At 68.6% G+C, this 23,562-nt stretch carries 21 protein-coding genes and 1 tRNA gene; 14 read left to right on the forward strand and 8 right to left on the reverse strand.

Going from position 1 to position 23,562, the window contains the following annotated elements; translation table 11 throughout:
• Window position 1 precedes the first annotated feature (1 nt).
• The 4 genes from OG976_RS07970 (at window position 2) to OG976_RS07985 (ending at window position 5,103) form a co-directional block, all read left to right on the forward strand.
• Window positions 2-907 (forward strand): potassium-transporting ATPase subunit C, encoded by a 906-nt coding sequence (locus OG976_RS07970; protein ID WP_328360254.1) that lies wholly within the window; start codon window positions 2-4, stop codon window positions 905-907.
• Between the two features lie 134 nt (window positions 908-1,041).
• Window positions 1,042-3,522: a sensor histidine kinase KdpD gene (locus OG976_RS07975; RefSeq protein WP_328363268.1), complete on the forward strand. Its 2,481-nt coding sequence runs from the start codon at window positions 1,042-1,044 to the stop codon at window positions 3,520-3,522.
• Window positions 3,519-4,205, forward strand: a complete 687-nt coding sequence (locus tag OG976_RS07980) for a response regulator (RefSeq protein WP_328360257.1) — start codon at window positions 3,519-3,521, stop codon at window positions 4,203-4,205. The genes OG976_RS07975 and OG976_RS07980 overlap by 4 nt, the downstream gene beginning before the upstream one ends.
• A gap of 415 nt (window positions 4,206-4,620) precedes the next feature.
• Window positions 4,621-5,103, forward strand: coding sequence for a DUF4383 domain-containing protein (locus tag OG976_RS07985; RefSeq protein ID WP_328360259.1), 483 nt, complete (start codon window positions 4,621-4,623; stop codon window positions 5,101-5,103).
• A 4-nt stretch (window positions 5,104-5,107) separates the two neighbouring features.
• Here the strand turns inward: OG976_RS07985 and OG976_RS07990 are convergent, their stop codons facing one another.
• The 5 genes from OG976_RS07990 to OG976_RS08010 form a co-directional block, all read right to left on the reverse strand.
• Entirely contained in the window at window positions 5,108-6,049 is a 942-nt protein-coding gene (locus OG976_RS07990) for a Ppx/GppA phosphatase family protein (RefSeq protein WP_328360262.1), read from the reverse strand.
• A complete protein-coding gene (locus tag OG976_RS07995; protein ID WP_328360265.1) occupies window positions 6,046-6,537 on the reverse strand; it encodes a DUF501 domain-containing protein in 492 nt (163 codons plus the stop codon). Before OG976_RS07995 ends, OG976_RS07990 begins: the two co-directional genes overlap by 4 nt.
• Window positions 6,530-7,189 (reverse strand): FtsB family cell division protein, encoded by a 660-nt coding sequence (locus tag OG976_RS08000; RefSeq protein WP_328360268.1) that lies wholly within the window; start codon window positions 7,187-7,189, stop codon window positions 6,530-6,532. The genes OG976_RS07995 and OG976_RS08000 overlap by 8 nt, the downstream gene beginning before the upstream one ends.
• A gap of 15 nt (window positions 7,190-7,204) precedes the next feature.
• The gene (gene eno, locus OG976_RS08005; RefSeq protein ID WP_328363270.1) at window positions 7,205-8,491 is read right to left on the reverse strand and encodes a phosphopyruvate hydratase; all 1,287 of its coding nucleotides are present in this window, start codon (window positions 8,489-8,491) and stop codon (window positions 7,205-7,207) included.
• Window positions 8,492-8,608: 117 nt separating this feature from the next.
• Complete coding sequence (locus OG976_RS08010) at window positions 8,609-9,337, reverse strand: lytic transglycosylase domain-containing protein (RefSeq protein ID WP_328360271.1); 729 nt, start codon at window positions 9,335-9,337, stop codon at window positions 8,609-8,611.
• Between the two features lie 176 nt (window positions 9,338-9,513).
• Here OG976_RS08010 and efeU point away from each other — a divergent pair, with 176 nt between their 5' ends.
• From efeU to efeB, 3 genes are read left to right on the forward strand one after another with little or no spacing between them, the layout of a single operon-like run.
• Window positions 9,514-10,443, forward strand: coding sequence for an iron uptake transporter permease EfeU (gene efeU / locus OG976_RS08015; protein ID WP_328360274.1), 930 nt, complete (start codon window positions 9,514-9,516; stop codon window positions 10,441-10,443).
• Entirely contained in the window at window positions 10,443-11,606 is a 1,164-nt protein-coding gene (efeO, locus tag OG976_RS08020) for an iron uptake system protein EfeO (protein WP_442930510.1), read from the forward strand. The genes efeU and efeO overlap by 1 nt, the downstream gene beginning before the upstream one ends.
• Complete coding sequence (efeB, locus tag OG976_RS08025; protein WP_328360280.1) at window positions 11,587-12,897, forward strand: iron uptake transporter deferrochelatase/peroxidase subunit; 1,311 nt, start codon at window positions 11,587-11,589, stop codon at window positions 12,895-12,897. The genes efeO and efeB overlap by 20 nt, the downstream gene beginning before the upstream one ends.
• A 1-nt stretch (window position 12,898) precedes the next feature.
• Here the strand turns inward: efeB and OG976_RS08030 are convergent, their stop codons facing one another.
• The 3 genes from OG976_RS08030 to OG976_RS08040 are packed head-to-tail and all read right to left on the reverse strand — an operon-like array spanning window position 12,899 to window position 18,116.
• Window positions 12,899-13,813 carry a nucleoside triphosphate pyrophosphohydrolase gene (locus OG976_RS08030; RefSeq protein ID WP_328360283.1) on the reverse strand — a complete coding sequence of 305 codons (915 nt, stop codon included), beginning with the start codon at window positions 13,811-13,813 and terminating at the stop codon, window positions 12,899-12,901.
• On the reverse strand, window positions 13,810-17,466 hold the full coding sequence (gene mfd, locus OG976_RS08035; protein WP_328360286.1) for a transcription-repair coupling factor: 3,657 nt from the start codon (window positions 17,464-17,466) through the stop codon (window positions 13,810-13,812). Before mfd ends, OG976_RS08030 begins: the two co-directional genes overlap by 4 nt.
• Before the next feature lie 56 nt (window positions 17,467-17,522).
• The gene (locus tag OG976_RS08040) at window positions 17,523-18,116 is read right to left on the reverse strand and encodes a TetR/AcrR family transcriptional regulator (RefSeq protein WP_328363273.1); all 594 of its coding nucleotides are present in this window, start codon (window positions 18,114-18,116) and stop codon (window positions 17,523-17,525) included.
• A gap of 130 nt (window positions 18,117-18,246) precedes the next feature.
• Between OG976_RS08040 and OG976_RS08045 the strand changes: the two genes are divergently transcribed.
• From OG976_RS08045 to OG976_RS08075, 7 genes are all read left to right on the forward strand, one after another.
• A tRNA-Gln gene (locus OG976_RS08045) sits at window positions 18,247-18,318 on the forward strand.
• Between the two features lie 16 nt (window positions 18,319-18,334).
• The gene (gene glmU, locus OG976_RS08050; protein ID WP_328360289.1) at window positions 18,335-19,789 is read left to right on the forward strand and encodes a bifunctional UDP-N-acetylglucosamine diphosphorylase/glucosamine-1-phosphate N-acetyltransferase GlmU; all 1,455 of its coding nucleotides are present in this window, start codon (window positions 18,335-18,337) and stop codon (window positions 19,787-19,789) included.
• Window positions 19,790-19,883: 94 nt separating this feature from the next.
• Window positions 19,884-20,864 carry a ribose-phosphate diphosphokinase gene (locus tag OG976_RS08055; protein ID WP_167098211.1) on the forward strand — a complete coding sequence of 327 codons (981 nt, stop codon included), beginning with the start codon at window positions 19,884-19,886 and terminating at the stop codon, window positions 20,862-20,864.
• Window positions 20,865-20,873: 9 nt separating this feature from the next.
• Window positions 20,874-21,221, forward strand: a complete 348-nt coding sequence (arsC, locus tag OG976_RS08060; RefSeq protein ID WP_328360295.1) for an arsenate reductase (glutaredoxin) — start codon at window positions 20,874-20,876, stop codon at window positions 21,219-21,221.
• 35 nt (window positions 21,222-21,256) lie between these two features.
• Window positions 21,257-21,868 (forward strand): LpqN/LpqT family lipoprotein, encoded by a 612-nt coding sequence (locus OG976_RS08065; RefSeq protein WP_328363276.1) that lies wholly within the window; start codon window positions 21,257-21,259, stop codon window positions 21,866-21,868.
• 25 nt (window positions 21,869-21,893) lie between these two features.
• Window positions 21,894-22,760, forward strand: coding sequence for an oxidoreductase (locus OG976_RS08070; protein ID WP_328360298.1), 867 nt, complete (start codon window positions 21,894-21,896; stop codon window positions 22,758-22,760).
• 141 nt (window positions 22,761-22,901) lie between these two features.
• Window positions 22,902-23,555 carry a 50S ribosomal protein L25/general stress protein Ctc gene (locus OG976_RS08075; protein WP_328360301.1) on the forward strand — a complete coding sequence of 218 codons (654 nt, stop codon included), beginning with the start codon at window positions 22,902-22,904 and terminating at the stop codon, window positions 23,553-23,555.
• Window positions 23,556-23,562: the final 7 nt, after the last annotated feature.

Consider the following 23,562-nt stretch of genomic DNA (forward strand, 5'->3'; position numbering starts at 1 on the left):
CATGAACTTCTCCACGCTTGTTCGCCTGCACTGGGCGGCGCTGCGCGCACTGCTGGTGCTCACCGTCATCGTCGGTATCGGCTATCCGCTGTTCATCTGGCTGGTGGCGCAGATACCGGGGCTCAAGGACAACGCCGACGGGTCGATCGTGGACGTCGGTGGAAAGCCGGTGGCCAGTCGCCTGATCGGTCAGTCGTTCACCGACGCCGACGGCAAAGTCCTCCCGCAGTACTTCCAGAGCCGGCCGTCGGCCGCCGGTGCCGGGTACGACCCGCTGGCCACCAGCGCGTCGAACCTGGGCCCGGAAAGCATCGTCGACACGCCGGCCGACCCGTCGCTGCCGGCGGCTGACAACGGCTACAAGGCCAGCCTGCTGACCCTGGTGTGCTCGCGCAGCAAGGCGGTGGGCGAGCTGGAGGGCGTCGATGGAAAGCGCCCGTTCTGCACCGGCGACGGCGTGGGCGCAGTGCTGTCGGTCATCGGCCCGCGCGACGCCCGCGGCAACGTGGTCAGCCCGACGAAGGTGGTCAGCATCAACGAACCGTGCCAGAGCACCGCGCGGCCGTTCCTGGATACCTACGAGGGTGTGCGGGTGGAGTGCGCCAAGTTCGGCGAGGACTACGCGATCGGTCAGATCGTGCCGATCAAGGGCGCGGTGTCGGATCCGGCCGTGCCCGCCGACGCGGTCACCGCAAGCGGCAGCGGCCTGGACCCGAACATCTCACCGGCCTACGCCGACCTGCAGATCGCCCGGGTCGCCAAGGCCCGCGGCGTCAGCGCCGAGTACATCCGACAGGCCGTCGCCGACCACACCGATGGCCGCACGCTCGGCATCTTCGGTGAGCCGCGGGTCAACGTGGTCGAGCTCAACATTGCGCTGGACCAGAAATTCCCGATGAAGAGCTGACGGACGTGGAAGATAAGCGTGTGGACACCGTCCAACCGCCTCGTGTGACATCCGGCGGCGAACCGCCGCCGGAGACGCTATCGGAAAGTGATGGGCAGCCCGCCTCTTCCGGCGCGAAGCGGAAGCGAGGCGAGCTGCGCATCTACCTTGGTGCGGCACCCGGTGTCGGCAAGACCTTCGCCATGCTCGGCGAAGCTCATCGCCGGATCGAACGCGGCACCGATCTGGTGGCGGCGGTGGTCGAGACGCACGGCCGTAAGAAGACCGCCGAGTTGCTCGAGGGCGTCGAGATCGTCCCCCCGCGTTACATCGAGTACCGCGGCAGCCGTTTCCCCGAGCTCGACGTGCCCGCGGTGCTGGCCCGCCGTCCCGAGGTCGTCCTGGTCGACGAGCTGGCCCACACCAACACTCCCGGCAGCAAGAACCCCAAACGGTGGATGGATATCGAGGAGTTGCTCGACGCCGGTATCACGGTGCTGTCCACCGTCAACGTCCAGCATCTGGAAAGCCTCAACGACGTCGTCGCGCAGATCACCGGCATTGAGCAGCAGGAGACGGTGCCCGACGAGATCGTGCGCCAGGCGTCCCAGATCGAACTGGTCGATATCACCCCGGAAGCGTTGCGCCGCAGGCTTTCCCACGGCAACGTCTACGCACCGGAGAAGGTCGACGCCGCGCTGTCGAATTACTTCCGCCGGGGCAACCTGACGGCACTGCGTGAGCTGGCGCTGCTGTGGCTAGCCGACCAGGTCGATGCCGCGCTGGCCAAGTACCGCGCCGAGAACAAGATCACCGCGACGTGGGAGGCGCGCGAGCGGCTGGTTGTGGCGGTGACCGGCGGCGCCGAATCGGAGACCCTGGTGCGCCGGGCATCCCGGATCGCCTCCAAATCCAGCGCCGAGCTGATGATCGTGCACGTGGTGCGCGGCGACGGCCTGTCCGGTGTGTCGGCTCCGCTGATGGGCAAGGTGCGCGAGCTGGCCGCCAGCCTGGGCGCGACGGTGCACACCGTCATCGGCGACGACGTGCCAAAAGCGTTGCTGGACTTCGCCCGCGAGATGAACGCCACCCAGCTGGTGATCGGCACGTCGCGGCGGTCCCGGTGGGCGCGCATCTTCGACGAGGGTATCGGCGCGGCGATCGTGCAGAACTCCGGCAAGATCGACGTCCACATGGTCACCCACGAGGAGGCCAAACGCGGATTCTCGGTGCGCTCGGCGACCCCGCGGGAACGCCGCGCGCTGTCCTGGGTGGCCGCGGTGGTGGTGCCGTCGCTGATCTGTGCGGTCAACGTCGTGTTCCTGGACAAGTACTTCAACATCGCCGGCGAGAGCGCCCTGTTCTTCGTCGGCATTCTGGTGGTGGCACTGCTCGGCGGCGTGGTACCCGCCGTCGTGTCCGCGGTGCTGTCCGGGCTGCTGCTCAACTACTTCCTGACCGCGCCGCGGCACACCTTCACCATCGCCGAACCCGATGCCGCCATCACCCAGTTCGTGATGCTGGCGGTGGCGGTGGCGGTGGCCGCACTGGTCGACAGTGCGGCCAGCCGCCAGCGCGAGGCCCGGCAGGCCTCCCGGGAGGCCGAGTTGCTGACCCTGTTCTCCGGGTCGGTGCTGCGCGGCGCCGACCTGGACACCCTGCTGGAGCGGGTTCGCGAGACCTACTCCCAGCGCGCTGTCAGCATGCTGCGGGTATTCGGCGACGACGAGCAGATCGTCGCCTGCGTCGGCGAGAATCCCTGTGTGACCGTCGATTCCGCTGACACCGCGATCGAGGTCGGCGACGACGAGTTCTGGATGCTAATGGCCGGGCGCAAGCTGCCCGCCCGCGACCGCCGGGTGCTGACCTCGGTGGCCAAACAGGCTGCCGGCCTGGTGCGCCAGCGCGAGCTGACCGAGGAGGCCGGCAAGGCCGCCGCCATCGAGAAGGCCGACGAACTGCGCCGCTCGCTGCTCTCGGCGGTCAGCCACGACCTGCGCACCCCACTGGCCGGCGCCAAGGCCGCGGTGTCGAGCCTGCGCTCCGACGATATCGACTTCTCCGCGGAGGACACCGCCGAACTACTGGCCACCGTCGAGGAGTCGGTCGACCAGCTCACCGCGTTGGTGGACAACCTGCTGGACTCCTCCCGGCTGGCCGCCGAGGTGGTGCGCCCCGAACTCAAGCGGGTCTACCTCGAGGAGGTGGTGCAGCGGGCCCTGCTGTCGATCGGCCGCGGCGCCACCGGGTTCGGGCGCAGTGGGCTGGACCGGATCAAGGTCGACGTAGGTGACGCGGTGGCGATGGCCGACGCGGGCCTGCTCGAGCGGGTGCTGGCCAACCTGATCGACAACTCGCTGCGCTACGCACCGGACAGCATCGTGCGGGTTAACGCCGGGCGAGTCGGGATGCGGATCCTGATCAACGTCGTCGACGAAGGACCCGGCGTGCCGCGCGGCACCGAGGACCAGATGTTCGAGGCGTTCCAGCGGCTCGGCGACCGGAACAACAAGTACGGTGTCGGACTTGGCCTTTCGGTGGCCAGGGGGTTCGTCGAGGCGATGGGCGGCACCATCGCTGCCACCGACACCCCCGGCGGCGGGCTCACCGTGATCGTCGACCTGGCGGCGCCATGAACAAGATCAAGGTGCTGGTGATCGACGACGAGCCGCAGATCCTGCGGGCGTTGCGGATCAACCTCAGCGTGCGCGGGTACGAGGTGATCACCGCGGCCACCGGTGCGGCAGCGCTCAAAGCCGCCGCCGAGCAGCGCCCGGACGTGGTGGTGCTCGACCTGGGCCTGCCCGATATGGACGGCATCGAGGTGCTCGGCGGACTGCGTGGCTGGCTGACCGCGCCGGTGATCGTGCTCTCGGCGCGTACCGACTCCGCCGAGAAGGTCGAGGCGCTCGACGCCGGGGCCGACGACTACGTGACCAAGCCGTTCGGGATGGACGAGTTCCTGGCCCGGTTGCGCGCCGCGGTCCGCCGTGGGGCCGCGGCCTCGGAGACCGACGAGCCGGTGGTCGAAACCGACTCGTTCACAGTCGATCTGGCCGCCAAGAAAGTGGTGCGCAACGGCTCCGAGGTGCACCTGACGCCCACCGAGTGGGGCATGCTGGAGATGCTGGTGCGCAACCGCGGCAAGCTCGTCGGCCGCGAGGAGTTGCTCAAAGAGGTGTGGGGTCCGGCCTATGCCAAGGAAACCCACTATCTGCGGGTGTACCTGGCGCAGTTGCGGCGCAAGCTCGAGGACGACCCGTCGCACCCGCGTCATCTACTGACCGAAGCCGGGATGGGATATCGCTTCGAGGCCTGAGCGGCCGCCGACAGTAACGCCACGGCGGGAAATCGGCCATCCGACCGCCGTGAGGTTACTGTCGCGAGGCTGTTTGCGAATGTGATGCCCCGCGCGTTCGGCTGACACATCCGTCGGCGGGGAACTATCGTGACATCGTCATATGTTGATACGTGCGCGCAGCGCCCGCCCGGCGGGCCCGCGGAGGAGATGATCTGACATGCAGGTTTCGGAAATCAAGCACACCGGTGGTTGTACCTGTCGCTGTAATGCCTGCGACGGTGGCCATCACTGCCACAACATCGGTAGCGGCTGCCGCGTCAAGCCGTAACTCTCGAATACTGCGATCAGAGCGCCGGGTGACTGACGGCGCTCTGATTGTTTTATCTGGGCTGATCGGCGATTGACGGCGGCGTAGCAGGGGTATCCGCGAACCATGCGGACCACCAAGTCCGGCAGGCTTCACCAGTCGGTCGGAATGCTCGCCGTCCAAGGTGCCGCGGTGCTCGTCGCCGCGGCATTCCTGGCTGTCGCGATCGCCGGGTTCATCCCCGGCCTGACGAGCCGCGTGGACCAGTTGCAGTGGTACGGCATGGATTCGCGCGCCCAACTCTTCGGTGTATTCGGCATCTCGGTGCTGCATAACCTGCTGCACCTGGCGTTCGGGGTGGTCGGCCTGCTATTGGCGACCAGCTACGCCAGGGCCCGGGCGTACCTCATCGGCGGGGGCGTGATCTTCCTGGGCCTGTGGCTGGCCGGGCTGTTGGCCGATCAACTCCGAAGCATGCTGCCGCTCAATCACGCTGACAGTTGGCTGCACTTCTCCATCGGTGTGGTGATGGTGCTGCTCGGTTTGACCCTGGCCGGTGCCCGGGTGCCCACCGGGGCCGGTGGTGAACCGTTGATCGACGAGGACTAGAACCTCAGCTGATCGACAGGGCAATCCCGTCGAGGATGTCGTGCTCGCTGACGATCAGGTGGTCGATGCCGGCCCGCCGCCCCAGCGCGTCGGCCAGTTCCTCGACGACGATCGAGCCGCCGCCGATGACGTCGACGCGGCCCTCGTGCATCGGCCCGAGTGCGGCCCGCTGCTTGCGCGTCATCCCGATCAGCTGATCGCACACCGGCAGCAGTTGGTCGAACGACACCCGCGACAGATGGATGGCATCGGAGTCGTAGGTGGTCATGTTCTGGGCCAGCGCGGCCAGCGTGGTGAACGTCCCGGCCACCCCCACCCAGGTCTTGGCCTGCTCCACGGGCACCACCCGCAGCGCCTCGCCCAGCCGCTCGCGCACCACCTCACGCGCCGCGGCCACCTCGGCGGGCGTGGGCGGATCGGAGTGCAGACACCGTTCGGTCAATCGCACACATCCGATATCGGCCGAGAACGAGGCCTGCACCCCGCCTGCGTCGCCCAGCACCACTTCCGTCGAACCGCCGCCGAGGTCGACGACGACGAAAGGTGCTGCCGCCGAATCCAGCTCGCCCACCGCGCCGTTGAACGACAGCGCAGCTTCCTCAGTTCCGGTGATCACCTCGGCGATGGCGCCGGGCACCACTTTGCCCAGCACCTCGGCCGTCATCTGAAAGAACACGTCGCGGTTGGCCGCATCGCGGGTCGCCGAGGTCGCCACCATCCGCACCTTGCCGACCTCGAAACGCTCCAGCAGCGCGGCGTAATCCAGCAGCGCAGCACGGGTTCTCGCCAGCGCGTCGGTGGCGAACTGCCCGGTCGCGTCGACACCCTGGCCGAGCCGCACGATCCGCATCTCACGGTGCAGGTCGTGCAACCCGCCCTCGCCGCGGTCGGCGATCAGCAACCGGATCGAGTTGGTGCCGCAGTCGATCGCCGCCACGCGCGTCACGTCCACTCCTCTTTCGCCAGGATTCCCGCCATTGCCGGCTCGGCAGCCAACACCGCCAGTGCCTCGTCACCAAAGGGGTTGAGCCCGCGGCCTTTTGCCAGCGAATGCGCGATCAGCACGTGCAGACACTTGACCCGGTCCGGCATACCGCCACCGGTGAACTCCGTCCCCAGCGATTCGATCGCATCCCGCTCGGCCAGATACGACTCGTGGGCGCGCCGGTAGGCCGCGGCGATCGCCGGATCGTCAGCCAGCTTCTCGGTCATCGAACGCATCAGCCCTTCGGACTCCAGCCTGCTGGCCGCGGCCGTCAGCGCCGGATGCGTCAGGTAGTACAGCGTCGGGAACGGCGTCCCGTCCGGCAGCCGCGGCGCCGTCTTCACCACTGCCGGTTCACCATTGGGGCATCGGTATGCGACCTCGAGCACACCGCGCGGCTCCCGCCCCAGCTGCTGGGCCACTGCGTCGAGGTCTGCGGGATCAACCACCGGGCGGCACCGGGACCGGCTCCGGCGGAGGCGGCAGCGGAAGATTCGGATCGGTGGGCGCGACCGGCGCAGGCGGCGGACCGTGCGGTGCGTCGGCGATGGTGTGCCACAGCGCGGTGTACCAGGGGTCGTTGCTGCGGACGGCCTCGGTCTGCGGCGCCGCCCCCGGGGCGGGCACCGCTCCCGGCGGTAGCTGCACCTGATAGGGAATGTCGCCGGGCATCACGAAACCCAGGCGCTCGCGGGCCTGGGCAGCGATGTAGACCGGGTCGGCCAGCTTCTGCTTCTGCGACTCCAGGTCGGAGATCTGCTGGCGCAGCGCCGCCTCGCTCGCCGCGAGCTGCTTCATCTCGGTGCGCTGGGCGAAGTAGGTGCGCACCGGGCCGGCGATCGTCAGCGTCAGCACGCAGACCACCGCGGCCAGGATCGCGGCACGGCGGGCGGTGAACCCCAGCCGCTGTTCGTTGCGCTGCTCGGTCGACGCGGCGATCGAACGACGCATCGGCTCGGTGACGCTGTGCGCGGTGGGCTCGGCCTGCGGCCGCGGCTCACGCTTGGCGGCGGGGGTGGTGCGAGGGCGGGCCCGACTCGACGCCCCCGGCCGGGAGGCCGGGGAGCGTCGCTTCGGATCAGGCCGCTTGCTTTCCGCCACAGTCTCTTTCGAGTCCTACTCGCCTGTCACGAACCGCGGGAAGGCCAGGTCGCCTGCATAGCGGGCGGCATCACCGAGGGCTTCCTCGATGCGCAGCAGTTGGTTGTACTTGGCCACCCGCTCGCTGCGGGCCGGCGCGCCGGTCTTGATCTGGCCGCTGCCGACGGCGACCGCGAGGTCGGCGATCGTGGTGTCCTCGGTCTCGCCGCTGCGGTGGCTCATCATCGTCCGGTAGCCGCTGTTGTGGGCCAGTGCGACCGCGTCCAACGTCTCGGTGAGCGTGCCGATCTGGTTGACCTTCACCAGCAGAGCGTTGGCCGCACCGCGCTCGATGCCCTCTTCCAGCCGCTCGGGGTTGGTGACGAACAGGTCGTCACCGACAATCTGCACCCGGTCGCCGATCGCGGTGGTCAGCTCGACCCAGCCGTCCCAGTCGTCCTCCGACAGCGGGTCCTCGATGGACACCAATGGGTACGCATCGAGCAGTTCGGCGTAGAACGCCGTCATCTGCTCGGCGGTGCGGGTCTCCTTCTCGAAGCTGTACCCGGTGCCCTTGGTGTAGAACTCGGTGGCCGCGACGTCGAGCGCCAGCGCCACGTCGGTGCCGAGCTTGAACCCGGCCCCGTCGATCGCCGAGCTGATCAGGTCAAGGGCCGCCCGGGTGCCGGCGATGTCGGGGGCAAACCCACCCTCGTCGCCCAGGCCGGTCGACAAACCCTGCTTCTTGAGCACCGACTTGAGCGAGTGGTAGACCTCCGCGCCCCAGCGCAGCGCTTCCTTGAAGCTGGGCGCACCGATCGGGGCGACCATGAACTCCTGGACGTCGACGCCGGTGTCGGCGTGCGCGCCGCCGTTGACGATGTTCATCATCGGCACCGGCAGGATGTGGGCGTTCGGCCCGCCCAGGTAGCGGAACAGCGGAAGACCGGCGCTGTCGGCGGCGGCCTTGGCCACCGCGAGCGAGACGCCGAGGATGGCGTTGGCGCCCAGCCGCGACTTGTCCGGGGTGCCGTCGAGGTCCAGCAACGCCTGGTCGATGAGGCGCTGATCGTCGGCGTTGAGCCCGATGACGGCCGGGGCGATCTCGTCGAGCACCGCCTCGACGGCCTTCTCGACACCCTTGCCGCCGTAGCGGGCGGCGCCGTCACGCAGTTCGACGGCCTCGTGCTCACCGGTGGAGGCACCCGACGGGACCGCGGCACGGGCGAAGGTGCCGTCGATCAGGGCCACTTCGACCTCGACGGTCGGATTACCGCGTGAGTCGAGGATCTCGCGGGCCGCAACCTGCTCGATGATGGGCACTGGCTTCTCCTTGCGTCGTGGTGTGCGGCGAACGTCGTCCGGCTGGGGGCTGATGGCCCGCTGACGGGTCATAGCCTAGATGGTCAGTGAACACCGCGGAGGTTGTGAGTAGCGCTGTTAGAGCGGGTGTCCTTGCGCGTAGGCCGTGGCCCAGTCCCGCACGGTGCGGGCGTACTGGTCGGAGTGGTTGTAGGCATGCAGGGCATTCATCCAGCCGCGGGGTGTGGCCAGGTCTTTCCCGCGGAAGCAGAGGTACCCGGCTGCCGATAGTGCGGCGTCATCGATGTTGTCCGGGTTGATCGCCCCGTCGTTGTTGGCGTCGACGCCGTAGAGCCGCCAGGTCTCCGGGATGAACTGCATGGGACCCATCGCCCGGGCGTACACCGGGTCGCCGTCCAGCGCCTCCTCGGAATCGACGATCTCGAGGTTGCCGTTGGTGCCGTCGAGGCGCACTCCGCGGATCGGCGGGCTGACGTCGCCGTTGGGGGCGATCGTCGCGCCGCGGTAGGTGCCGTGGTGACTTTCCACCATCCCGATACCGGCCAGCGTCGTCCACGCCAGATGGCAGTTGGGGTTCTCCACCTCGGCCACCCGCGCGGCGTAGGCGTACGCCTCCAGGGCCTTGACCGGGATATCGAGTGCCGCCGCACGCTCGAGCGCCCACTGGTGCAGTTGATCGGCGGGCCTGCCCTTGGCGTGGGTGTCGACCGCAGGCACCGGATCGCCGGCGGGCGGCGGCACGCCTTCGGGGATGGGTGTGCCCAGCTGCCATGAACAACTCGCGGCCAGCAGCACGGCGGCTGTCGCGACGACGGCGCCAGCCCGCACCCAACGCGATGACGACACAACACTCCTCGAACCGATTTACAGCTCCCACATCGTCCCATGGGTTTAGGGCCGTTGGTCCCTAGCAAAGGCAAAGATCGCGACGGTAACTTGCTTACCGCCCACCTGCTAAGGTAAGCCCAACCTTCATTTGGTAAGCCTTAGCTGCCCAACCAGAAAGTCATGAGGACCTGCCGATGAACACGTCTTTCGCCGCCGCGGCCCCGACAGTTCCCGCGCAGCTGTTCGGCAGTGGCCTGATCGGGCTGCGAGAGGGCCTCGAGGCCGGAATCGTCGTCATGGTCCTGGTGGCGTTCCTGGTGAAATCGCAGCGCCGGGACGCCCTCAAATGGGTGTGGCTGGGCGTCGCCGCCGCCCTCGCGATGACCGTCGGCGTGTTCCTGGTGATCCAGTACGGCACGTACACGATCAAGGATCTGGCCGCCGAGGCGATCGCCGGCGTCGCATCGCTGGTGGCCGTCGCCATCGTCACGTCGATGGTGCTGTGGATGCGCAAGGCCTCCGCCGGACTGTCCGGTGAACTGCGGGCCGGCATGTCGCGCGCGCTGGAAACCGGTGCGGCCGCGGTCTTCATGCTGGCCTTCCTCGCCGTCGGCCGGGAGGGCTTCGAGACCGCGCTGTTCATGGTCGGCTACGCCGAGGCCGAGACCGCCTGGCCGCTGCTGGGCCTGCTCGTCGGAGTCGCCGTCGCGGCCGCGATCGCCTGCGGCATGTACGCGGGCGCCGTCCGGATCAACCTGGCCAAGTTCTTCAAATACACCGGCGCGTTCCTGATCGTCGTCGCGGCGGGCATCCTGTCCTACGGCGTCGGCGCCTTGCAGACCGTCGGCTGGCTGCCCGGTCTGGGCACCAAGGCCTTCGACATCACGTCGTGGTTCAACTGGTCGTCCTGGTACGGCGAAATCATCCAGGGCGTCTTCAACGTCACGCCCACCCCGACGGTGCTGCAGCTCATCGCCTGGCTCGCCTATCTGGCGCTCGTGCTGACCGTTTTTCTGCGTCCCGTGACCGCCGCACCGGCGGCCCCGGCCCCGACGTCCGCCAATGCCGAACCCAGCTCCGACCCCTCGGAGCAAACCCCTCAACCCGAAAGGTCCGCTTCGTGATCCTGCCCGCCGTCCCCCTCAAGTCCGGTCTCGCCGCGACCGCCGCGCTCCTCGCCGGTGTGTCGTTGGCCGGCTGCACCGCCAAGGAAGCCAGCACCGCCGAGTCCGGCTCCACGGCCAAGCAGATCACCGTCGACGCCTCCGACAGCGCGTGCACGCTGTCGAGCACCGAGGCCGCGACGGGGCCGAGCACCTTCGTGATCACCAACAACGGCACCAAGGTCACCGAGTTTTACGTCTACGGCGAGGGCGAGCGGGTGATGGGCGAAGTGGAGAACATCTCCCCCGGCCTGCAGCGCAAGCTCATCGTGCAGCTCAGCCAGCCCGGCACCTACCAGACCGCCTGCAAGCCCGGCATGATCGGCGACGGCATCCGCAGCGACTTCAAGGTCACCGGCGACGCGGTGCAGGTCGACACCGAAGGCAAGTTCAAGGAAGCCTCGGACAACTACAAGCGCTACGTAACCAGCCAGACCGAGGCCCTGGTCCCGGCGACCGAGGCGTTCGCCGCGGCGATCAAGGCAGGCGATATCGCCAAGGCCAAGTCGCTGTACCCCACCACGCGCACCTACTACGAGCGCATCGAACCGGTGGCCGAGTCGTTCCCCGACGATCTGGACCCCCGCATCGATCTGCGCGAGGCCGACCTGGAACCCGGCCAGAAGTGGACCGGCTTCCACCGCCTCGAGAAGGACCTGTGGGTCAGCGGCCTGCAGCCCGACACCAATGCGATCGCCGACCAGCTGGTGGCCGACATCAAGGAACTCAACGACGGCGTCAAGGCGCCGGCCTGGACCATCGACTCGACCCAGATCGCCGGTGGCGCACAGGGTCTGCTCGACGAGGTCGCCGCCAGCAAGATCAGCGGTGAAGAGGACATCTTCAGCCACACCGACCTGTGGGACTTCCAGGCCAACGTCGTCGGCTCACAGACCGCGGTGGCCTCGGTGCGCCCGATCCTCGACGAGCGCGACGCCGAGCTGGGCAAGCGCGTCGACAAGGGCTTCGGCGACGTCGAGGCGCTGCTGGCCAAGTACCGCAAGGGCGACGGCTTCGTGTACTACGACACCGTCACCGAGCCGCAGCGTCAGGAACTGTCCCGCGCGATCGACGCGCTCGGCAAGGAGGTAAGTCAGGTGCAGGGTGTCATCGCTCCCCAGTAACCCCGAGACGACCGCCCCCGAGCAGTCGCAGCGCTCAGGCCTGTCCCGGCGCAAGTTGTTCGGCGCCGCCGGTGTGACCGCAGCGGTGGTCGGCGCGGCCGGCGCCGGGGCGCTGGCCGGGCGGGCCTCGGCCGCCGACGTCGCCACCGGTGGGCTGGACAAACCGGTTCCGTTCCGCGGTGAACACCAGGCCGGCATCGTCACCCCCGCGCAGGACCGGATGCACTTCGCGACCTTCGACGTCACCACCGACTCGCGAGCCGACGTGGTCGCGATGCTCAAAGAGTGGACCGGCATGGCCGAGCGGATGACCGCCGGCGAGGAAGCCGTCCACGACGGCGCCATCGGGCTCAATCCCTATGCGCCACCGTCGGATACCGGCGAGGCGCTGGGGTTGCCGGCTTCCCAGCTGACGCTGACCATCGGCTTCGGGCCGTCGTTCTTCGTCAAGGACGGCAAGGACCGCTTCGGCATCGCCGGCCAGAAGCCCGCGCTGCTGGAGAATCTGCCGAAGTTCCCGAACGAGACGATGGACCCGGCGCGCTGCGGCGGTGACATCGTGGTGCAGGCGTGCGCCAACGACCCACAGGTCGCGGTGCACGCCATCCGCAACCTGGCCCGCGTCGGGTTCGGCACGGTGGCCGTGCGCTACTCCCAGCTCGGTTTCGGCCGCACCTCGTCGACCACCCGCGAACAGTCGACACCGCGAAATCTGTTCGGGTTCAAGGACGGAACCGCGAACATCAAGGCCGAGGACACCGACACCCTCAACCAGCAGGTGTGGGTGGCCAAGGGAGACGGCCCGGACTGGATGACCGGCGGCAGCTATATGGTCAGCCGGCGGATCCGGATGCGCATCGAAGCCTGGGACCGGACAACGCTTCTCGAGCAGGAGCGGGTGATCGGCAGGCAGAAGGGCACCGGCGCACCCAACGGGCTCACCCAGGAGTTCGAGGAGCTCAACTTCGACATCGTCGACAACAAGAACGAGCCGCTGATCGATCGCAATGCCCATGTGCGGCTGGCGTCCCAGCAGCACCTGGGCGGTATCCAGATCCTGCGCCGCGGCTACAACTTCACCGACGGCTCCGACGGGTTCGGGCACCTCGATGCCGGGCTGTTCTTCGTCGCGTTCATGCGCAACCCGGCGACCCAGTTCATCCCCATGCAGACCGAGCTGGCCCGCCACGACGCGCTCAACGAGTACATCACCCACACCGGCAGTGCGATCTTCGCCGTACCGCCGGGGCTGCGCGACGGCGATTACTGGGGTTCGACGCTGCTGGGCTGAGCTAGGCCGACGGCCAGTGTGCCCGCCACTGGTCCTCGGCCGCGGCACCGGCCGACCCGCCGAGCTCGCCGCTCCCGGCCGCGATGGCCCGCTCGACATCGCGAACGGTGTCCATGAAATCGAGTACGGCGGTGCGCAATTCGTTCTCGGCGTCGGTGTCGGCGGCCACCGTCACGGTGGTGATCGACGCCGGGATCAGATCAGCGGGCAGCCCGGCGTTGCGCACCCTCGCGATCACCTTCTGCGCCAGCAGCAATGCCGGGGCGGCCGTCGGGATGTCGTCCACGCAGGATTCGCGGGCACTCTTCTCCAGGGCCTTGCGCTGCTCCCACTGTGCCAGCTGGTCCTCCAACGAGATGGACTCACCGGCCAGCACCGCGGGCACCCGGTTGCCGAGTTTGCGGACCAGCGCGTCGGCCACGTCGTCGATCGAGAATGCCTGCGCTGAAGCCTCTTCGGCGATCCGCGCATGGAACAGCACCTGCAAGAGAATGTCGCCGAGCTCGTCGCGCAGCTCCCCGAGATCACCGCCGCGCACGGCGTCGAACAGCTCGTAGGTCTCCTCCAGCAGATAGCGGCGCAGCGAGTCGTGCGTCTGCTCGCTCTCCCACGGCCCCGTGGTGCGCAGCCGGTCCATCACCGCCACCGCATCGACCAGACGTTCACCGCGCTGGGGTTCGGCGACGGCGATCAGCTGCTCACCGGCGGCCAGCCGAGCCCGCACGGCGGGGTGTTCGCGGTCCGAGGACAGCAGCACCGGCGCGTTCTCGCCGGTGAGCACCGGCCGCGCCGCCGGCAGCGACCACGGCACCTTGATCGGCAGTTCCTCGGTGTATTGCACGTCCCCGCTGAGTAATTCGACCGCCTCGACGGGAACCAGCGCCGGACGCCGCGGGTCCACCAGGATGACGGTCACCGCTGCCCGGCCCCGTCCGGCGCGAACGTCGTGATGTCGACTTCGCCCTGGGGGCGGCCGTCAAGCGCGAGCAACAGGTCGGCGACCATCTGCACCAACTCCAGATCACGGATCCGCGGCGAACCCACACCGCTGCCCGCACGCGGAATCGGCACCTGCACCGTCGACGTCGTGGCCCGGTAGTTCGCGCCGGGATACACCCGCTTGAGCCGCAGCTGTGCCGAATCGAGCAGGGTCAGCGGCGACACCCGAAGCGTTGTCGCAGAGCCGGTTCCGGTGGCCGCGACCTCGGTGACGCCATATTGGCGGCACAGCAGCCGCAGCCGTGCGACGGCCACCAGGCGCTGCGCGGGCTCGGGCAGCGGACCGTAGCGGTCGATCAGTTCCTCGATCACCGCGGCCACCGCGGCCTCGTCGCCGGCGCCCGCCAGCCTGCGGTAGGCCTCCAGCCGCAACCGGTCGCTGGCGATGTATTCCGGCGGCAGGTTCGCGTCGACCGGCAGATCGAGCCGGACATCCTTGGGCTCCTCGGCGGTGGTCACCGTCTTGCCGTCGGCTGCCGCGCGGTAGGCCTCGACGGCCTCGCCCACCAGCCGCACATACAGATCGAATCCCACCCCGGCGACGTGCCCGGACTGCTCGGCGCCCAGCACGTTACCCGCGCCGCGAATCTCCAAGTCCTTCATCGCAACTGCCATACCCGCGCCGAGTTCGTTGTTCTGTGCGATGGTGGCCAGCCGGTCGTAGGCCGTCTCGGTGAGCGGCGTCTCCCTGGGGTACAGGAAGTAGGCGTAGCCGCGCTCGCGACTGCGGCCCACCCGCCCGCGCAGCTGGTGCAGCTGGGACAGCCCGAAGGTGTCGGCGCGCTCGACGATCAGCGTGTTCGCGTTCGAGATGTCCAGGCCGGTCTCGACGATGGTCGTGCAGACCAGGATGTCGAACTCGCGGTTCCAGAACCCTTCGACGGTGCGCTCGAGTTGTTCCTCGGGCATCTGGCCGTGGGCCACCACCACCCGCGCCTCGGGCACCAGTTCCTTGACCCGCGCGGCCGCCGCGTCGATGCTGCTGACCCGGTTGTGAATGTAGAACGCCTGCCCGTCGCGCAGCAGTTCGCGGCGCAGCGCGGCGGCCACCTGCTTGTCGTCGTGCTGGCCGACATAGGTGAGCACCGGGTAGCGCTCCTCGGGCGGGGTCAGGATGGTCGACATCTCGCGGATGCCGGCCAGGCTCATCTCCAGCGTCCGCGGAATCGGGGTCGCGCTCATCGTCAGCACGTCGACGTGGGTGCGCAGGCTCTTGATGTGCTCCTTGTGCTCGACACCGAAGCGCTGTTCCTCGTCGACCACCACCAGGCCGAGGTCCTTCCAGCGCACCGCGGTCTGCAGCAGCCGGTGGGTACCGATGACGACGTCGACGCTGCCGTCGGCCATGCCCTCGATGACCTTGCGCGACTCGGCCGGGTCGGTGAACCGCGAAAGCCCTTTGACCGTCACGGGAAAACCGGCCATCCGTTGGGTGAACGTCTGCAGATGCTGGTCGGCCAGCAGTGTGGTGGGCACCAGTACCGCCACCTGCTTTCCGTCCTGGATGGCCTTGAACGCCGCCCGCACCGCGATCTCGGTCTTGCCGTAGCCGACGTCACCGCAGATCACCCGGTCCATCGGGACCGGCTTCTCCATATCGTTCTTGACCTCCTGGATGGCGGTCAACTGATCGATGGTCTCGGTGAACCCGAAGGCGTCCTCCATCTCGGCCTGCCACGGTGTGTCCGGCCCGAACGCGTGCCCGGGTGCGGCCTGCCGTTTGGCGTAGAGGGTGACGAGCTCGCTGGCGATCTCGCGAACCGCCTTGCGCGCCTTGGTTTTCGTGTTGGTCCAGTCGCTGCCGCCGAGCCGGCTCAGGCTGGGTTCCTGGCCGCCGACGTAGCGCGACAGCTGATCGAGGGAGTCCATCGGGACATAGAGCCGGTCGGCGGCCTGGCCGCGCTTGCTCGAGGCGTACTCGAGCACCAGGTACTCGCGACGGGCGCCGCCGACGGTGCGTTCGACCATCTCCACGAACCGGCCGATGCCGTGCTGATCGTGAACCACCAGATCGCCGGCGGTCAGCGCCAGCGGGTCGACGGTGTTGCGCCGCTTGGCCGCCAGCCGTTTACCGTCGGTGGCGTTGACGCGGTTGCCGGTCAGATCGGTCTCGGTGATCACCACCAGGTTGGCACCGGACACCACGATGCCGTCGTGCAGCGGGCCCCGCAGCACACCCACCACACCGGCCTTGGGCGCCTCGCCCGGCTCGAGCATGCCCGCCGGGATATCGCGCTCGGCGAGCTGTTCGACGACGCGGTGGGCGGTGCCGGTACCCGGTGCGACGACGGAGGCGAACCCGCCGGTGAGCACGTGGGCGCGCAGCATCGCGAAGATCTCGTCAACGTTGCTCTGCTGCCCGCGCGCGGTCGGCGAGGCCCGCACGTCGAGCTCGACAGCCTGCTCGTCGGCCAGCTGGCTCAACGTCCACCACGGATGACCGCCGGCCGCGGCCGCCTCGCGGACCTCGGCGAGCTCGCGGAAACCCGAGCCGCCCAGCTGCTCGAGGTCGATCGGCGCGTCACCGCCGATGGCGGCGACCGACCACGCCGCCTCCAGGAACTCCCGGCCCGTCTTGATCAGGTCGGCCCCGCGGGTGCGCACCTTCTCCGGGTCACACACCAGCAGCGGCGTGCCCTTCGGCAGATGGTCGATGAGCAGGGTCAGCTCGTCGGGGCGCAGCACCGGCTGCAACGCCTCCATGCCGTCGACGGCGATGCCCTCGGCCAGCTTGGCCAGCATGTCCCCGACGCTGCCGTTGACCCGGTTGTCGTCGCCGCGCGGCCGGCCCTCGACGAGCTTGGCCGCCCGGGCCTGCACCTCGTCGGTGAGCAGCAACTCGCGACACGGCACCGCGACCACGGTGTCGACGTCGATCTCGGGGATCGAGCGCTGGTCGGCCACCGAGAACATCCGGATCTCGCTGACCTCGTCGCCCCAGAACTCGACGCGCACCGGGTGCTCGGCGGTTGGCGGGAACAGGTCGAGGATGCCGCCGCGGACCGCGAACTCGCCGCGCTTGCCGACCATGTCGACGCGGGTGTAGGCCAGCCCCACCAGGCGTGCCACCAGCGCGTCGAAGTCCAGCTCCGCACCCGCTCGCAGCACAACCGGCTCGATCTCGGTGACATCCGGGGCCATCGGCTGCAGCAGCGAACGCACCGTGGTCACCACCACCCGCAGCGGGGGGCCCAGCCGGGCGTCGTCGGGGTGGGCCAGCCGGCGCAGCAGCATCAGCCGGGCGCCGACGGTGTCGACGCCGGGCGAGAGCCGTTCGTGCGGAAGCGTCTCCCACGACGGGAACAAGGCCGCCGAGGCGCCGTAGACCCCACGCAGCTCGGCGGTCAGGTCGTCGGCCTCGCGGCCGGTCGCTGTCACCACCAGAAGCGGGCCGCCGCGGGCCAGCGCGCACGCGGTGTAGAGCTTGGCACTGGCCGGGCCGACCATCGCGAGTTCGGCGGGACGCTCGACGGCGCGCTGGGCCAGATCGGTGAAGTCCGGCGCGCTGAGCGCCAATTCGACCAGACCCGCGATCGGGGTCTGGACATACTGGTGCCCCGGTGCGGTCATGATGTCGACCATTCTATGTGGTCGCACCGAAGACGTTGCGGCGGGCCTTGATTCGATTAGTCGGCTTCCAACTGCGGGTCGGCCTCGAGGTGAGTCAGCCCGTTCCACATCAGGTTGACCAGATGGGCGGCCACGACTTCCTTCTTCGGTTCACGGGTGTTGAGCCACCACTGGGCGGTCATCGACACCGAGCCGACGAGCGCCTGGGCGTACAGCGGCGCCAGTTCGGGGTCCAGGCCGCGGCGGGAGAAGTCGCCGGCCAGGATTGAGGACACCTGGTTGACGGCATCGTTGAGCAGGCTCGAGTAGGTGCCCGAACTGATCGCCGCAGGCGAGTCCCGGATCAGGATCCGGAATCCGTCGGTGCGCTCCTCGACATAGGTCAGCAACGCCAATGCCACCCGCTCGACGCGCACCCGGGAGCGGTTGTTGGTCAGCGACGAGGTGATCCCGTCCAGCAGAGCCGACATCTCACGGTCGACGACCACCGCGTACAGGCCCTCTTTGCCGCCGAAATGTTCGTAGACCACCGGCTTGGAGACGTTGGCCCGCTGGGCGATCTCCTCGATGGAGGTGCCCTCGTAGCCGCGCTCGGCAAACAGCGACCGGGCGATGTCGATCAGCTGACGACGCCGCTCGGTGCCGGTCATCCGCGCCCGTGGTGCGCGGGGCTCCTTCTCCGGTGCTGCCACGGCCCCACTCTCTTTTCCCGCGTCGCTGCTGCCCGCCGCTCCACCCTACGGCCTTGCACTAGAGTCTCTAGGCGAACAAAACAGCCAGTCCGTCGTGGTGTAATCGGCAGCACCTCTGATTTTGGTTCAGATAGTTCAGGTTCGAGTCCTGGCGACGGAGCAAACGGGAGGTCTGCGTGACCACACACATCCAGGCAGCCGTCCTCGTCCTGGCGGCCGGGGCCGGAACCCGCATGAAGTCGGACACCCCCAAGGTTCTGCACACCCTGGGTGGGCGCAGCATGCTCGCGCACGCACTGCACACGGCGGCCAAGCTCGCACCCGAGCAGATCGTCGTGGTGCTCGGCAAGGACCGCGAGCGCATCGGCCCGGTGGTCGGCGACCTGGCCACCACCCTGGACCGGCGGATCGAGGTGGCCGTCCAGGAACAGCAGCTGGGCACCGGGCACGCCGCCATGTGCGGACTGGCCGCGCTGCCCGAGGACTTCAGCGGCGTGGTTCTGGTCACCTCCGGTGACGTCCCGCTGCTCGACGCCGACACGCTGGCCGCCCTGATCGACAGCCATCGCGGTGAGCGCGCCGCAATCACGGTCCTGACCACCACCGTGCCCGACGCGACCGGCTACGGCCGCATCCTGCGCACGCAGGACGGCGAGGTCATCGCCATCGTCGAGGAGACCGACGCCACCCCGCAGCAGCGGGCCATCCGCGAGGTCAACGCCGGCATCTACGCATTCGACATCGCCGCGCTGCGCTCCGGCCTGAGCCGGCTGTCGGCCGACAACGCCCAGCACGAGCTCTACCTCACCGACCTGATCTCGATCGTGCGGGCCGACGGCCAGATCGTGCACGGCAACCACGTCGACGACCACGCCCTGGTGGCCGGCGTCAACGACCGGGTGCAGCTGTCCGACCTGGCCGCCGAGCTCAACCGGCGGATCGTCGCCGGCCACCAGCGGGCGGGCGTGACCGTCGTCGACCCGAAGACCACCTGGATCGACGTCGACGTCACCATCGGCCGCGACACCGTGGTCCAGCCCGGCACGCAGCTGCTCGGCACCACCGAGATCGGCGCAGGCTGCGAGATCGGGCCCGACACCACACTGACCGACGTCGAGGTGGGCGACCGCGCATCGGTGGTGCGCACCCACGGACAGCTCGCCGTAATCGGCGAGGAGGCGACCGTCGGCCCGTTTACCTACCTGCGCCCCGGCACCGAACTCGGTGCGCAGGGCAAGCTCGGCGCGTTCGTCGAGACCAAGAACGCCGTCATCGGCACCGGCACCAAGGTGCCGCACCTGACCTACGTCGGCGACGCCGACATCGGCGAGCACTCCAACATCGGCGCCTCGAGCGTCTTCGTCAACTACGACGGCGAGACGAAGCGCCGCACCACCATCGGCTCCCACGTGCGGACCGGCTCGGACACCATGTTCGTGGCCCCGGTCACCGTCGGCGACGGCGCCTACACCGGCGCGGGCACCGTGCTGCGCGACGACGTCCCGCCCGGTGCGCTGGCCGTCTCGGCAGGACCGCAGCGCAACATCGAGGACTGGGTGCTCGAGAAGCGACCGCACAGCGCGTCGGCCGAGGCCGCCCGCAAGGCCAAGGCCGCCGACACCCAAGGGTGATCCGCGTCGCCAGATGTTGCCTTTTTGGTAACCCGGCGCACCGGCACCGTACGATTGCCCCGTATCGATCCCCGACCGGCAAGGGCAGCACATAGTGGGCACGGACTGGACCGACAACCGCAAGAATCTGATGCTCTTCTCCGGCCGGGCGCACCCCGAACTGGCCGAGCAGGTCGCCAAAGAACTCAATGTCCAGGTCACCGCACAGACCGCACGAGACTTCGCCAACGGTGAGATCTTCGTTCGTTTCGACGAATCGGTGCGCGGCTGCGACGCCTTCGTCCTGCAATCCCATCCCGCGCCGCTGAACAAGTGGCTGATGGAACAGCTGTTGATGATCGACGCGCTCAAGCGGGGCAGCGCCAAGCGGATCACCGCAATCCTGCCGTTCTACCCCTACGCCCGCCAGGACAAGAAGCACCGCGGCCGCGAGCCGATCTCGGCCCGGCTGGTCGCCGACCTGCTCAAGACCGCAGGAGCGGACCGCATCGTGTCCGTCGACCTGCACACCGACCAGATCCAGGGCTTCTTCGACGGCCCGGTGGACCACATGCGGGCCCAGCCGCTGCTGACCGGCTACATCCGGGACAACTACAACTGCGAGAACGTGGTCGTGGTGTCGCCGGACTCCGGCCGTGTGCGCGTCGCCGAGAAGTGGGCCGACGCGCTCGGCGGCACCCCGCTGGCGTTCATCCACAAGACCCGCGATCCGCGGGTGCCCAACCAGGTGGTGTCCAACCGGGTCGTCGGTGAGGTCGAAGGCAAGACCTGCGTGCTGACCGACGACATGATCGACACCGGTGGCACCATCGCCGGCGCGGTCAAGTTGCTGCGCAACGACGGGGCCAAGGACGTCATCATCGCCGCCACCCACGGTGTGCTGTCGGACCCGGCGGCCGAGCGGCTGGCCGAGAGTGGCGCCCGCGAGGTGATCGTCACCAACACGCTGCCGATCGAGGACTCCAAGCGCTTCCCGCAGCTGACCGTGCTGTCCATCGCCCCGCTGCTGGGCAGCACCATTCGGGCGGTGTTCGAAAACGGTTCGGTAACAGGACTTTTCGACGGGGACGCATAGGGAGATCCGGTGCCAAGCACGGCAGTCATCTATCACAATCCGCGGTGCAGCACCTCGCGCAAGACGCTGGAACTGCTGCGCGACAACGGTATCGAGCCGCAGATCGTCGAGTACCTGAAGACGCCGCCGTCGCGGGCCGAGATCGCCACCCTGATCTCCGATGCCGGCATCGACGTTCGCACCGCCGTCCGCAAGCGTGAGTCCGTCTACGGCGAACTCAATCTCGCCGACGCCGACGACGACGCCCTGCTCGATGCCATGGCGGCCAACCCGATCCTCATCGAGCGTCCATTCGTGGTGACCGCCAAGGGCACTCGGCTGGCCCGGCCGATCGACGCCGTACACGAGATTCTGTGAGAGCACGCGCGGCGGCCGCAGCCCTGGCCCTGGCCATGACGGTGACGGCCTGCGGGACGAATCCGCCGGACTACTCCTCGGTGTGGTCGTCGACGCCGACGACCACGACCACCACCGCGAGCTCCGACAAGCCCCAGCCGCTGGCCGAATACCTCTACGGGCTCGGGGTCACCGGCGAGCAGATCCCGCTGGACAAGCTCACCGACATCACCGTGACGCTGCCGCGCCCGCCCGGCTGGACCAAGTACGCCAACCCGAACTTCTCGCCGGGCACCGAGATGATCGCCAAGAACAACACCTACCCGACGGCGATGGTGGTGGTGTTCAAGCTGACCGGCAACTTCGACGTCGGCGAGGCGCTCAAGCACGCCAGCGTGGACGCCGAGATGTCGAAGAACTTCACCAAGCTCAACTCGTCCTCCGAGGATTTTCGCGGCTTTCCGTCGTCGATGATCGAAGGCAGCTACGACGGCGCGGACGGCAGGCGGCTGCACTCCTACAACCGGGTGGTGATCCCGGTGACGGCCGGCCCGGCGTTCCAGCGCTATCTGGTGCAGCTCACCGTCACGACGCTGGCCAATCAGGCCGCCGCCCAGGCCGAGGGCGTCGAGGCGATCATCGCCGGCTTCACCATCGCGCTGAAGTAGCTCCCGGGCCACCTACAGTGTTCGCATGAGTTGGACCGCAGCAGACTTGCCTTCCTTCGCCGGGCGCACCGTCATCGTCACCGGCGCCAACAGCGGACTGGGCCTGGTGACCGCGCGCGAACTGGCCCGGGCCGGCGGCACCGTGATCCTGGCCTGCCGCAATACCGCCAAGGGCGAGCAGGCCGCCGCCACCATGTCCGGCAACGTCGAGGTCCGCGCGCTCGATCTGCAGGACCTGGCCTCGGTGCGGGAGTTCGCCGACGGTGTCGAGCGGGTCGATGTGCTGATCAACAACGCCGGCATCATGGCCGTGCCGTACGCCCTGACCACGGACGGCTTCGAGAGCCAGATCGGCACCAACCACCTCGGCCACTTCGCGCTGACCAATCTGCTGCTGCCCAAGGTCACCGACCGCGTCGTCACGGTGTCGTCGATCATGCACCTGCTGGGCAAGATCAGCCTCAAGGACCTCAACTGGAAAGCCCGGCCCTACTCGGCATGGCTGGCCTACGGCCAGTCCAAGCTGGCCAACCTGCTGTTCACCAGCGAGCTGCAGAGGCGCCTCGACGCCGCCGGCTCACTGCTGAAGGCCCATTCGGCGCACCCGGGCTATTCGGCGACCAACCTGCAGGGTCACACCGGCAACCCGCTCGGCACCCGGTTCTGGAACACCGCGACCAGCCTGGTCGGCACCAGCGCCGATTTCGGCGCCCGCCAGACGCTGTACGCCGCATCTGCGGACCTGCCGGATAACAGTTTCATCGGCCCCAAGTTCGCGATGCGGGGGCCGACGGGGCAGTCGCCGCGCAGCCCGCTGGCCACCGACGCCAAGACCGCCAGGGCGCTGTGGACCCTGTCCGAGCAGCTCACGGGCACCGAATTTCCGCTCTGAGCCGCCCATCGGCTACCCTGAGTTTCGCGTCACGGCGAGGGTGGTCTGGCCACCGTTATCGACGAGGCTTCGCGTAAGCGATCTGGTGCCTTGCCTTTGCCGTGCGGACTGACCCACGACAGGCAACACAGGAGCACCGACATGGCGAAGAATCCCGTCAACAAACTCAGCGTCACCGTGCGCAGCAAGACCGGCAAGGGCGAGTCGCGCCGTGCGCGCCGCGACGGCCTGGTCCCGGTGGTGCTGTACGGCCACGGCGAAGCCCCGCAGCACCTGACGCTCAACGCCCGCGAGTTCGCGACCGTGCTGCGGCACGCCGGCACCAACGCGGTGCTGACCCTCGACATCGAGGGCAAGGAGCAGCTGGCGCTGACCAAGGCCATCACCGTGCACCCGATCCGTCGCAACCTGCAGCACGCCGACCTGCTGGTCGTGCGCCGCGGCGAGAAGGTCACCGTCGAGGTGAACGTCGTCCTCGAGGGCGAGGCCGCCTCCGGCACCCTGGTCACCCAGGACGCCAGCACCATCGAAATCGAGGCCGACGCGCTGTCGATTCCGCAGCAGCTGACCCTGTCGATCGAGGGCGCCGAGGAAGGCACCCAGATCACCGCCGGTCAGGTCGAGCTGCCCAGCGGCGTCACTCTGATCAGCGACCCCGAGCTGCTGGTCGTCAACATCGTCACCGCGCCGACCGCCGAGGACCTCGAGTCCGAGGGCGGCGGCGAGGAGGCCGCGGCGGCTCCTGCACAGGCCGAGGGCGGCGAGGCCGAGGGCGAGTCGGCCGAGGCCGAGTAAGCCCGGG

The organism is Mycobacterium sp. NBC_00419 (genome assembly GCF_036023875.1).
GTDB lineage: Bacteria > Actinomycetota > Actinomycetes > Mycobacteriales > Mycobacteriaceae > Mycobacterium.